Below are 12,082 nucleotides of genomic sequence, written 5' to 3' on the forward strand. Positions count from 1 at the left end.
TTTGTAACCTTTAAAGTGTTGGATTGTGCAAGGGCTGAGCCGGCGGCTGACTTCGCAGCCTTGCTTGCCTTGGGGTTTTTTAGCGTTTTTGATGCCGCTGTTGCTGCTTTCCTACCTGTTTTTTCGGTGTTACTAGCCACTTCATTTCCTCTTCATTAGGTGTTCCAATTTTCTTCAAGAGTATAATTGCTGGTTCGGTTGGCGTTGACCTCGATCAAGTATCCCACCACACAAGATTACTTTTCGCTCTAGCGACCAGAAGCAAAATTGGTATCCTCCTTTTCGCTGTATCGATGGGTGAAGTGTGGCTCAGATTATTCAATCGAACTTGGGGGCCCATACGCCTCGGCGAAGTTGGCCCGTCACGGGCGGGAGGAAACCGGTCATTCGCCGCAATGCAACGAGAAGATTTGCAAGCTATGAAAGCTGACTTTTAACACTGGAAATATTGTTCACTATGCTACTGAATTCATGCTCATTGGTACGGTTGCCCGCTTCAAAAACGAGGAGCCTACGCTGGTATCATGGATGCATAAATCTAACAGAGCGTGAACCAATTTGGCCAATGACGAAAGGCAGTCAGGTCAACTCGTGAACCGAAATGCAAGCCGGATGTCGACACCACTGGCTCGAGCATCATCTGTTGAAGCCGGCGCTACCTTTGTAGCAGTCGAGTGCCTCCAAACCATGACTGACGGATGAAGAATTAGTGCCACAATCAGTGATACAGCAGCGAAGATCTTTGGCCCCAAAGGGAGAATTAGAACGTTTCGCTCATGCGTCTCGAACTCCACAATTCTTCGGATCTCGTAAAAGAGGGCCTCCGGCTTCAGAAGATCGTAGCGTTGAAGCAGTTCACCCTCTTCCAAAAAACTAAAGTCTAGGTTGTTTTTCTCGATCTCACGCTCGAACCGTGGGTCGGTCCCGACTGGTGTCAGACAATAGATCCTATCTGGTTCAAGAAGGTCAATGGCCCCAACAGCTCGGCCATACTCATATCCGGCTCCAATTATCAGCGCCAAAGACTCTCTAGAAAATGAGGCTTCGCCAATGAACGCAGGAAGCACAGGTCCAAAGGACCGTACTATGTCCAAGCTATGAGACGGTTCGGTGAAATCTCTGGGGAAGTAACAAATCGTAACGGAACCGACACAACTCGACTTCTTAAAAATACACCGAAGGAGCAACGCAATCTTTTCTCGATCAAGAGAGGTGATGTCGAGCAGAATTGAAGCTTTCTCATTGTTATCAATATAATCAGCAAGGCGATTTAGGAGCTTACTGAAGTCATGGATCAGATCAGCGCCCTTCAGGCATTCAGCGTCGAGGTTTTCAAGATACGAATGGAGATCACCAGAACGATAATCATAGACAAACGACGTGCCATTGTATCCGGATGCAGCCATCTCCTTTAAGGCTTGAAGAGAGCGGTGCTCGTATCCTACACAACCAACGAATACATCGGGCCGCGCTTCGGAAGGGTCGATAAGTGCAATATCAGCCATCGTCTTTTTCCCAATTCAGCAGGTCGGGCTGATCCCTGTACGACAATCGCGTAGTGGGCAAACCGGAAAGCATTCTCGGTTGACCAGTGATCGTCGGCAGCTTGTAGAATGGTGCAAGGCGATGGGACACGCGGAAGCGGCAGCCTTCAAGATCGAAGATCAATTGCTTTCCCCCCGTTGACTGATCCACTACCAACGCACCCGAATTGATCGCCAACACCAAGGCATCGCTCAATACTGGATTCAGTCTTTTGACTTCATACGAAAGTGAAGGTTCTGGTTGGAACTCTGGCCCCAGCAAGACCTCGCTCAATGCGTCGCCCAATTTATCGACCAATTGCAACGGTGACTGCACTTGATCACTCACAATGTCTCTCGAGTAAGTATGGGCCGAAACCAGAGCTCTAAAGCGATCAACATTCCGGCTGATTGCCCTGTTCTGCGCGACAGCCGAATTCTCCTTGCGTGCCAAACTTCGCAACAAATCTGTTACGTAATATTTGATTGCACGAGGATTCCCCTCGGTCAGTGCCAAGATCTGATCATATCCATGGTAATACCCAAATCCTTTTGCCGAAGTACGACGGCTATCAATATCTAGCCGTTTTCCGCCTTTCACTAGATAGTAACTACGGACCTCTGCAATCGGGGCCGGTTTCCGGATTAGTTGCGCTCTCTTTTTCTCTCCTGTCACGGCTTGAAGATCGCCGGATTTGTTTATCCCGTTGCGTCTCATGTACTCGACATACGATTTGTCACCAGCCTGCGCAGCCATTGCGTGGATCGCGACATAGTCTCTTTCAAAGCCCTTGTCGGTAAAGCGCCTTGTCCCGCGATGTATCGCTGAGGATGAGTTTAGGTAACTTGCGAACTCTCCAATGTGAGTTCCTGCAAGCGCACATTCGTTTGTGATCAAGCGCTTCGCCAACGAATAGTCTGGGTTGGCAAATTTGTTTGCCAATATGACTGTGTGGAAATCTTGACCGTCTGTCGGTCCACGTTCCGACGCTGCCATCCGTTGCTCAAAAGAGTAGAAATCTATGTACGGAAAAAGAGAGAACTTGAGTACCGCTCTTTGATCAAACGAACGCAAATTTTCATATAGCTGAATAAGAACGCGTTTGGGGGCGATCTCCATCTCATCAAAACAAACGCTCCATCTCAGTCCGCTACGCAGGCTTCCAACTATGTCAAAGAAGCCCTTAAGCATGAGCAGAAAGTCATACTTTGGATAATTCATCGCTATGTCGAGAGCCGACCTGTCTGGAAGCGACGTGATTGCTGAACGGTACTCGTTCGAGCGTTGAAGAAGTGCGAGCTTCAGGCCAACAAATGAGTTCTGAGCCCTGTGGAGCCCCCAAAACTTGGAACACTCGTTGCACACTTTCTTTTCTTCAATCTCAGTGAGGAAAACAGACCAAGGATGAAAATCTTCTCCCGAGCCGAGGTCTGCATTAACTAGCGCGTCTTCAAATGAAGAGACCAGTTGGTGCAAACAGTGATCAACAAAGAGTCCATTAAGTATATGATCTCGCTCGTGCCCTTCGCTTAATGCTCCAGAAATCGATTGAGCATTACCTCGCCATATGGACTCTGCCGGAATGTAGATGGGTACATACCCAAAATCGATGTCTCGCAAAACACCTTTGAGGTCGTCTCTCTGATGCAAATATTTGAGGCCGGAAGCCGTCAAAGCCTTCATTATAGTTGTCTTGCCCAACCCCCTCGGTCCAACCAAAACCAAATTGTGAAAGGCTGCCACTTGTTCGAAATAGTCGGGGACGACGAAAGACTCCGCAATCTGCCTGGGAGTTGCGTTCCTTGCATTAAAGGACGAGTTAATCCTCATGTCTCACCCTCTTGTACCATAGCACCACTTACCTTGGACTGCCTGATAACGATCTCGAGCCCAGTGCTGTCTAACCGCTCGTTTAGCACTTCAATTTCGTCAAGAGTTAGATATTCGATCTCAGGTATCGCCTCGAGCAGCTTCGCGCGGTTTACCGAGGCAACGATGCCAAGGTCTTTGAGAGCCTGCTCGATTTTGTCAAGATCAGGTACTGGGCCAAACTTCGAGACGTGAGGCATCGATTGTTTTTTGCTCGGCTCCCAACGCGCGGCGCTCCAGTCCCAGGAAAGCACCGTTCCTTGAGCTCTCTCCGTTATTGAGGTGTCGTATTCGAGCAAATGGAACTGATTTGAGTAATGGCTACCCTGCCCAAGGTAAGGGTATGCTGCCAGACTCGCCGCTGACAGCAGAGCAGGATACTTTGCATCCGCGTCTGGCCTTCGTAACTTTACGAGGTGCTTGTGGCCATGCACCACAAAACACGTCTTTGACGACTTTGTGAGTCGCTCCAAAAGCAAGGGCCCATTTGGAACTTCATCGTAATCGGTATCGACGACACCATCGACTTTCAGCGGATGATGGTGCATAATAATCAATGCGTGGCTACACGCGCTTTCTTCTATAGATTCAAGAATCCGATCAATCATTCCATGAGTAAGGTAGCCTACCGACCAAATGCTTGAGGAAGTCGTTCCGTCCTTGCCCAACCCATGTAGCGTACATGTGTCAGCCGCAACGACGAGGCACTCACCCAACTCCAGCGCGCCCACACCGTTTTGATGGTAGCCACCACTGAACGCATCGTCGTCCGACGGAAAACTTGGCCGGATTTGTTTTAGAAACTCGACCCTGCCTGCCGCGCTTTGCATGTCCTCTACGCGAGTCGCGATATCATGGTTCCCGGTTATTCCAATAACTTTTGGTATGCCCAGAGCATCAGCAACATCGTGCAGATCACGCCATACCTGCAACATAACGAGCTTCTTGGCCTGATGAGCAAAATCACCTAGGCAAATAAGCGCATCAATTGGTTCATCGTCATTTTTAAGACATTCCGAAATTGCCAAAACAGGGTTGCTTGAGGGAGTTCTGTTCTCGACTCGAAAACTGCTTCCGTCTTCTCCATGGTAGCCATGTTCTTGAGGGAGCTTAGAGAGCTCCTCCGAAATTGCATGAATATCACTCACAATTAAGAATCGTTTCAATGAATCAACCACCCAGCACTGCCACTAGTTCTTTCTCGGACTTTCGCCGCCCTGCGAAGCCGCCAACGTTCCGAGTAACGGAGATATCGCCTACTATGTATTCTTGGAATATATCAGAGAACTCTGAGCAGTTCTTGTACGAAACAACAATCTTATTTCTGCTAGCGAGTCTTAAGGAAACTTCAAATAGGCGCTCTAAATCCTTGTTCTTGAATGTATTTGGTCCATATTCGCCAAACACCCTCTCATCATTGGTGAAGTAGGGTGGGTCCATGTAAATGCACGCGTTGTCTGGCTTCAATTGATCTAGGAAATCTTCAAAATCTTTCGAAGTAAGATGGGCAGGTTTCAGTGCTTGGGAAAACTGCCGAAAATCGTTCTTTGATAGCTTCTTTTTCGGTTTTTGGCGTCCGCCATAGGGAGTATTGAATTGCCCTGCTTTATTGGTTCGATAAAGACCATTGAAGCAAAAGTGGTTGAGGTAGACAAAGTGCCCCGCTTTTTCAGGACAATCACTCAGCTCATTATATTTCGCCCTTGCGTCGTAGAAGGCATCTTCCTCTACAGGAATTGCATCATAGTAAGACCAAACCTCGTCCGGCAGTTCACGTGTGTGCGTGAAAAAGCTAATCAAGTCAGAGTTGAGGTCATTCAGGTAGCTTACACTGGGAGAATTGTCGAAGAAGAAGAAGGCAGAGCCGCAAAAAGGTTCAATGTAAACTTGATCGAAGCTCAGATACGGGCTTATCCGATCTGACACCTGTGATTTGCTTCCTGCCCATTTGAGTAACTTTGGTTTGGTCTTCATCTCCGCATGGTAGCACGACCTCCCTGATCTTAAACACTGCTTTCTAACTTAGAACATACACGGCTCGGGGGATCGATGGGGCCTGGGACATCGCCAAATGATCCCGTCTTCTTTTTGCATCACGCCAATGTGGATCGGATTTGGTCGAAATGGGCACCGTCAGGTGGAAATGAGCCTTATGTGCCAATGCAGGGTTGCTCCTATGGGCATACCGCTAACGACCCGATGTATCCTTGGGATGGACGTACTTTACCCGAAGCTGTCACCGTTCTCCAAGGGGATGACCCGCGTGACACGGTCTATGTCGAACCGGCGACCGGGTAGTACTACGTTGATTGTATATCGTACCGACAGCATTTCAAAGTATTCGCTGAATGGCTGCTCTGGGGAAGCCGCACTGCAGCGTTCGTGACCCCAGTGAATGTCGTCTGTGGGTGGCTCCTGCATTGCAAGAGTTTTTTGGTGATATTTGCGGATATTTTCGTCAGTACCGTCGTCTGTTCGGCCTGTTTGTGCGGTGGTGTTCCGCTGGCCCTGATGAATTCCGCGAGCGAGGTTCCAATCGGCTAATCGACCTTAAAAGAGGGCCGCTGACATTCCCGGAGTGTCCTTGCTCTTGGTTGACTTGATTCCGCATCATCACTTCAACGTCTTGCATCTCGTGGGCAGCCGGCGCGGTTAGAACGCAGGCTGCCGGTACTCCTGTTGCTTCGTGAGCATTGCCCAGATGATCCTCGCTGCCTTGTTTGCCATGGCGGTCGTTGCCAATCGGAATGGTTTGTCTGCGATGATCTTCGCCGTCCACAGGTCGACCTTTTCTGGCGAGCGTTTCGCCATGACGGCACGCGATGTCATGCTGACGACCAGCAACTTTCGTATGTACCGGTCACCTTTCTTGGTGATCTTGCCAAGGCGCTCCTTGCCACCGCTGGACTTGTTGAGTGGGGTCAGACCAAGCCAGGCCGCCAGGTCACGGCCTGTCCGGAATTGATGTGCATCCCCGATCGTGGCAACAATTGCCGATGCCGTGATCGGCCCAATCCCTGGCATGCGCATCAATCTGCGTGCGTCTGCATTCAGCAGGGCATGTTGTTCGATCATCTTGGAATAGCCGTCGATGCGCGTGTTCAAGCCGATGAATTGGTAGCACTGAATGCCGAGCATGCCGTTGGCGATCTCAGGCATGTCCGGGTGGTCACCATCAAGGTGACGCTTTGCAAAGGCCGTTACCGCTTCGATCCCGATGGGCAAGATATGCCCAAACTCACGCAAAAGGCTGCGGATCATGTTGGCCATCTGGGTGCGTTGCCGGACTGCCAGATCTCGTGTGCGATGGATCGAGAGGATGGCTTGCTGGTCCTCCGTCTTGATCTCGACAAAACGCATGGTCGGACGCCGAACTGCTTCGCAGATCGCCTCAGCATCCACGGCGTCGTTCTTGCCGCGCTTCACATACGGTTTGACGTAACCGGCGGGCATGAGCTTCACATCGTGGCCAAGCTTGCGCAGCTGACGTCCCCAGTGATGGGAAGAACCGCACGCTTCCATCCCGACCCTGCAGGGCGGAAGCGTCTCAAAGAACCGGAGCAATTTTGCCCGCTTGATGGCTTTGTTGAAGATGATCCGGCCATTCTCAGAAATGCCGTGAACTTGAAAAACATCCTTGGCCAAATCCAGGCCTACGGTCTTTACTGTCATTGGGTGGCTCCTTTCCTAGCAGTCGAAGATAACTGCACTTTGGCACATTCGATGTCGGTGGAGCAGGAGCCACCCACCTCATCCGCTAAGGGCCATGCTGCTATCACTCAACCAAGCAAGTCGATTGTCAACGAAGTTGCTAAATACCAGCGTTTCGGGGCAACCTTAAAAAAATTGAAAACGATGTATTGCACTGGAGGTGATTTTGGCCGCGCCATCCGTCAAGATAAACAACCTGACTGCTTTTGAAAACTGGGGGAAGGACAAGCCCGATACCTGGCTAAATCAACTTGCAACTAGAATAGCCCTTAGAGGACTGCCGAGGGTATTGACCACGTTCGATTTGGCTGAAAGTTCTGTACCGCTTGAAGAGCAAAAACAATTGCTTCTCCAAGCGTTTCGCGCAAGTTTTTTGATCTGGACGAGTGCATTCTATCCAAATCAAAATATTGGATTTGCCCAAAAAGAGGCTGCGGAAGATCTCAGAAAAGCCATCGCTAAAGTTAAAAAGCACGTTGATGGCAAGGAACTCGTCGCCGGGCGGGTTATTTTGATCGTCGCAGATTACGTCGGCACAACGGACAAAGATCAGCTACTTCGACCCGCCCTTGAGCTTTCTGCCAGCCTCGGTTCCCCGGCTAGGGGTGCTGGCGAATGGGATGCGATAGGAGCAGATGCAGAGTGGCTTGAAGGAAATTTAGGCAACGAAAATGATCTTTCAAAGCAAGCACTCTGGTTGTTGGACGTTAGGGGGGACAGCAGATATCTGACCAACTTTCCGCTTTCGATGCGTGAACCGTTCGATCGGTTCGATAAAAGTAAACTAGTTGTTAATGGGCCATGGTACGTTTGGCTGAAATGGTACCGGGGGATCATTCCAAATACCACCGGTGACAAACCTACGAGCGCATTTGGGGAGAGAGCCGACGTTTCTATCGCGGCCCTGAAACGAGACTTCTGGAACCGCCCTGCTGACGACGTCGTAGAAGAATTGGCCCGACTCGTCGAGTCAAGAGCGCTATCAGAGGACGGATCTGTTGATGGCGTTGGAGAAGCAGATTTCGATCGCTCCAAGTCACCTCGAAATGCTTGGTTGGCGCAGTTCAAGGATGGGGATCGAGTAGCGCAATGGGTGAGCGAAGCTCGTGCGGACACTGAAATTGATTGGAAGATTGGGAACAGAAACATCGACGAGATGCGGCCAGGAGATGCGGTAGTCTACTGGCGCACAATTACTAAAGGAAGAGACAAAGGTGGAATTGTAGGTACAGGTTTCATCAATTCCGCAGATCGAATTCTGGACACGGGCGGTGTCGAGCGTGTCAAAACAACCGTCGTTGAGTTTTTTGATGAAGCGCCTGTAGACCGCAAAGAAGTCATTGCGCAAACCGGACTAAATCCCGGGATGTGGCAATTTTCACTATACCAATTGCCAAATGACGTTGCGGAGAAAATAAACTCACTTTTAGAATCGCACAACCGCAAGGGACTGATATCAGAATCCATTTCATCATCCCGTCCGCCAGCAGGCGAAGTGGTTTTTGTAAGCGATGCACCCGAGAATGACGAGGATTTGTTGGGCCGTGCGGATCTATCCTTCATGCTTGCAGCTAGGCTAAATCGAATCTGGGACGAAATGGCGAAAAACCCCGGCAACGCTGGCTTTGTTGTCCATATAGACGCTCCGTGGGGAGGTGGGAAAACCAGCTTTGCAAATTACCTCGTTAGCATGCTCAACCCGTATCGATTCAATAAATCGCTTCCAAAAGTCCTATCTGGCATCCACTTGGAAAATGAAAACTTTTGGCCGGCCAAGTATCGGCGGCCTTGGTTCATTGTTGATTTCAATGCCTGGCAACATCAGCACGTGAACCCGCCGTGGTGGTGCTTTTATCAAGCGATACGTAAACAAACTTTTGATGCGGTGCGTGCGAAACTAAACCCCGATCCTGACAATTCAGTCGTGGCAAAGCTCGGGGGAAGGTCATCCGGATGGATCGGTCGTCACGCAAAGTGGCTGAAACTGTGGATGGCCGAATTGTGGTGGCGCTTGTTTCAACCCAAGACACGCAACCTCCTTGGAATCTCCATTGTCACTCTTTTGATGGCCTTTTTGGCAATTAGATACGGGCTGCTCAGCTTTGACGACACGAAAAACAAGTTCACATGGTCATTCGACAGTTGGCCACCACTAGTATTAAGTGCGGCGACATTGACGCTCGGGGGAGCGTCAGCGATTTGGGCGTTTGTGAGCGTGATTTCGGAATCGCTTTTTCCGGGTAGCCCAGCATCAGCAAACAACTATTCACTTGGTGCTGGTGATCCTTTGGAGCGGTTTCGAAAACACTTCTCCGGTTTTTTGAAGCGCCTTCGACATCCAATTATCGTGGTTGTGGACGATATCGACCGGTGCGAACCGCAGTTTGTCGTCGAACTTGTACGTGGAATGCAAACAATACTGAAAAGTCCTCGCATTGTTTTCTTGCTGCTCGGCGACCGCGACTGGATAGAGCAAGCGTTTTCGGAAGCTCATAAAGTAATGCAGGGGATTGACGTGGGCTCCGAGCATACCTTCGGCGGCCGGTTTGTTGAAAAGGCGATTCAGCTTTCAATCATATTGCCCGACATCCCCAAAGAGCAACGCTCCGAGTTTGTGCGATCATTATTGGGCGTAGACTACGATTCAGAGACCTCAATAGAACAACTGCCTGAAAATGAGAGGAAAATTGTCGAGGATGCGATGATCAAATTGGATACCACATTGGAACCATCCCAACGCGACAGGGACGCCTCCGAAGTTCGTGACACAATTGCAAATCTGCAATCGATTGACGATGAGCTCAAAGAAAAAGTTGTGACTGCAATCGACCGAAGAACCGCCTTGCGATCTGCAGCAGACGAAAAGGTTCAAGCAGCAACTAGACATAGGTTGGAACCCATATCTGATCTACTTCCGCCGAATCCTCGGCAGATCAAACGCATAATTAATTCAATAGCCTTGTTCCAAGAGATTGCCAGGACGACACTTAGGATTCAACCAGACACGAAGAATTGGCGGCAATTGGTTTTATGGATCATTCTGATGACAGAATGGCGGCAAACATTCATGACCTTGGCGACTTGGCCCGAACTGGTATCAAGAATCCACGATCCTGAAACGCAAGTCAGTATTGCCGGGCTGGATAACTCCTCGGCCGACGAGTGGACTGAAGCAATTCTCGCTAACCCTGACGCAATGGCGTTACTCGATTTTCCAAGTGTAAAGGGTGCACCCAATGAATGGAGTGACAGCAGGATTGATGCGGCCGCAATCAAAAGGCTGAATATCATTTTCCCTCCGACTAGTGGGAGAACTTTGCCGAGTTCTGTGTGAGGACTAGTCGAAGGCTCGTTCGTTTTACACAATTTGACATATCGATGGCATTCTTTGCCAAAATGTAGATTAATGGCCAATTGCGTGAATGGCAGCTTTGGATATGCGGTAATTCGGAAAAATTTATGGAGCTAACGACCACACAGGGTCGTCCTCAACATGCCAGAAAAGTTTATTAGCAAGTTACTGAGTTTCTACGATGACGGTATCGAGCCTAACACGTCGAACTTGGCATTAGATATCAACGTTGGCTTTTACCAGCGGCTTGACTTTTTATTTTCCTAGGCCTTGTACGGCAACCATCCGTCAAAAAAAAATTCGCCGTCCCTGAGAGGAAAGAGCCTCTGCGGATGCGACGCTCTTAGTGGGACACGGTGCGCTTCTTCATGAAGCCAGAATCTTCTCGATCGTATCGGACTTCCGGTCATCCACGGACGCATCCAGCCCTCTCATAATAGCGATATCGACCACAAGCTCTTCCTTCAGCGACGACAACTTTGCCTGGGTCCACGGCCCGAGCATTTCTTCTTTTCTTATCCACATCTCCCCTTTGACCTCTTTGTGTTTATGCAGATCACCGCCAGACACACGGTCCCAAAACCTGCCACCAACATATTGTTCAACGTCGTAGGTTTTCTCCAAAAAAGTACGCAGATCGGCGTCTTGCTCTTCATTGTCGATTTTAAAGGTCGAAAGAATGAATTCGCCATTTCTCTTTTCCGCAAGGACACTTTTGACAAAAGCATGAGGAATGGGAATATCGATCCCGTACTTGTTGTCTTTGTCTCCGATGACCTCGATCTTTTTTTCAAAATCAAAAACTGGCGCCGTGAGAACATAAGTTTCCAGCACACTGTGATACTCGTTAAGTTCGCGGACGGCAATTTCCAGGTCACGCCAAATCTTTCTATTAAAATTGGGCAGCTGCGGGGACATATTGGAGAGCAAAAACGTCTCGCTGTTTTGAATGTCAGTCTCGTTTAAATTGGCACTGGCGGCTAAATGACCGCGGTCAAATCCGCTGCCCTTATAAGCCTCCAAGCTCGCTCGGAACCGTCTGGGGATGCGTTGATCTGGACGAAAGTTATCGAGCCGATCGCCATCAGCATATTCGATGTCCAACAACGTTTCATTTGGCTTTATGATTTCCAGCACCCATTTGGCTTGTCGAAAATACCATGAGTACCCGATTGTAAAGTGCCGCCCAGTCAGAACCTGATCACAGACCGGCGCTCCGTAACGCAACTCTCTTTGTATTTGAAATGGATCGTCCATCTTAACCTCCTAAAATCAGAAAGCCACCTGAGGCTCAGGGGGCTCGCCCGACGAAAACGAGGCTATGCTGATTCCACAGATTTAAACAAATAGAGATTGTACGTCAGAGGTTTTTTCGCGCTTTGCGAGCTGTGTGCTTGCGCGGCAAAAGCATGGAGGTTAAGCACCATACACCTCATCCTTACTACAACCGATGTATGCTTTCACCGAAAACCGAAAGGCAAGTAAGTCCTCATCGATCGGCATTTCGAGCAGCATTCAGTTTCGCGCTCGCGGCGAATGGCAGCAAAGCGGGCTGCAGCCGCAGCAACCATGACTCACGCTGGATGGCCGGATTGGGCCGAGACTACGCCTTGAGTGTCAAAATGA

General features: G+C 49.6%; 9 protein-coding genes. 3 read left to right on the forward strand and 6 right to left on the reverse strand.

The features are described from left to right. Window positions 1-584: 584 nt before the first annotated feature. From LC334_RS19210 to LC334_RS19225, 4 genes are read right to left on the reverse strand one after another with little or no spacing between them, the layout of a single operon-like run. Window positions 585-1,505, reverse strand: coding sequence for a hypothetical protein (locus LC334_RS19210; protein WP_085801933.1), 921 nt, complete (start codon window positions 1,503-1,505; stop codon window positions 585-587). Further along, window positions 1,498-3,354 (reverse strand): ORC-CDC6 family AAA ATPase, encoded by a 1,857-nt coding sequence (locus tag LC334_RS19215; protein WP_085801934.1) that lies wholly within the window; start codon window positions 3,352-3,354, stop codon window positions 1,498-1,500. The genes LC334_RS19210 and LC334_RS19215 overlap by 8 nt, the downstream gene beginning before the upstream one ends. Further along, window positions 3,351-4,571: a metallophosphoesterase gene (locus LC334_RS19220; RefSeq protein WP_085801935.1), complete on the reverse strand. Its 1,221-nt coding sequence runs from the start codon at window positions 4,569-4,571 to the stop codon at window positions 3,351-3,353. Before LC334_RS19220 ends, LC334_RS19215 begins: the two co-directional genes overlap by 4 nt. Continuing rightward, window positions 4,564-5,367, reverse strand: coding sequence for a DNA adenine methylase (locus tag LC334_RS19225; protein ID WP_085801936.1), 804 nt, complete (start codon window positions 5,365-5,367; stop codon window positions 4,564-4,566). Before LC334_RS19225 ends, LC334_RS19220 begins: the two co-directional genes overlap by 8 nt. Before the next feature lie 36 nt (window positions 5,368-5,403). Between LC334_RS19225 and LC334_RS23310 the strand changes: the two genes are divergently transcribed. Beyond that, complete coding sequence (locus LC334_RS23310; protein WP_223413084.1) at window positions 5,404-5,691, forward strand: tyrosinase family protein; 288 nt, start codon at window positions 5,404-5,406, stop codon at window positions 5,689-5,691. Window positions 5,692-6,045: 354 nt separating this feature from the next. On the opposite strand, the gene LC334_RS19235 is transcribed toward LC334_RS23310, so the two are convergent. Further along, complete coding sequence (locus LC334_RS19235; RefSeq protein ID WP_085801938.1) at window positions 6,046-7,065, reverse strand: IS110 family RNA-guided transposase; 1,020 nt, start codon at window positions 7,063-7,065, stop codon at window positions 6,046-6,048. Between the two features lie 39 nt (window positions 7,066-7,104). On the opposite strand from LC334_RS19235, the gene LC334_RS19240 reads away from it, so the two are divergent. Both LC334_RS19240 and LC334_RS19245 read left to right on the forward strand, forming a co-directional pair. Further along, window positions 7,105-7,314, forward strand: a complete 210-nt coding sequence (locus LC334_RS19240; protein WP_223413082.1) for a hypothetical protein — start codon at window positions 7,105-7,107, stop codon at window positions 7,312-7,314. Next, window positions 7,271-10,438 (forward strand): KAP family P-loop NTPase fold protein, encoded by a 3,168-nt coding sequence (locus tag LC334_RS19245; protein WP_139836501.1) that lies wholly within the window; start codon window positions 7,271-7,273, stop codon window positions 10,436-10,438. Before LC334_RS19240 ends, LC334_RS19245 begins: the two co-directional genes overlap by 44 nt. Before the next feature lie 384 nt (window positions 10,439-10,822). Here LC334_RS19245 and LC334_RS19250 read toward each other — a convergent pair whose 3' ends face one another. Beyond that, window positions 10,823-11,713 (reverse strand): DNA/RNA non-specific endonuclease, encoded by an 891-nt coding sequence (locus LC334_RS19250; RefSeq protein WP_085801940.1) that lies wholly within the window; start codon window positions 11,711-11,713, stop codon window positions 10,823-10,825. Between the last annotated feature and the right edge of the window lie 369 nt (window positions 11,714-12,082).

Source organism: Roseovarius aestuarii (assembly GCF_019966515.1).
GTDB classification, from domain to species: domain Bacteria; phylum Pseudomonadota; class Alphaproteobacteria; order Rhodobacterales; family Rhodobacteraceae; genus Roseovarius; species Roseovarius aestuarii.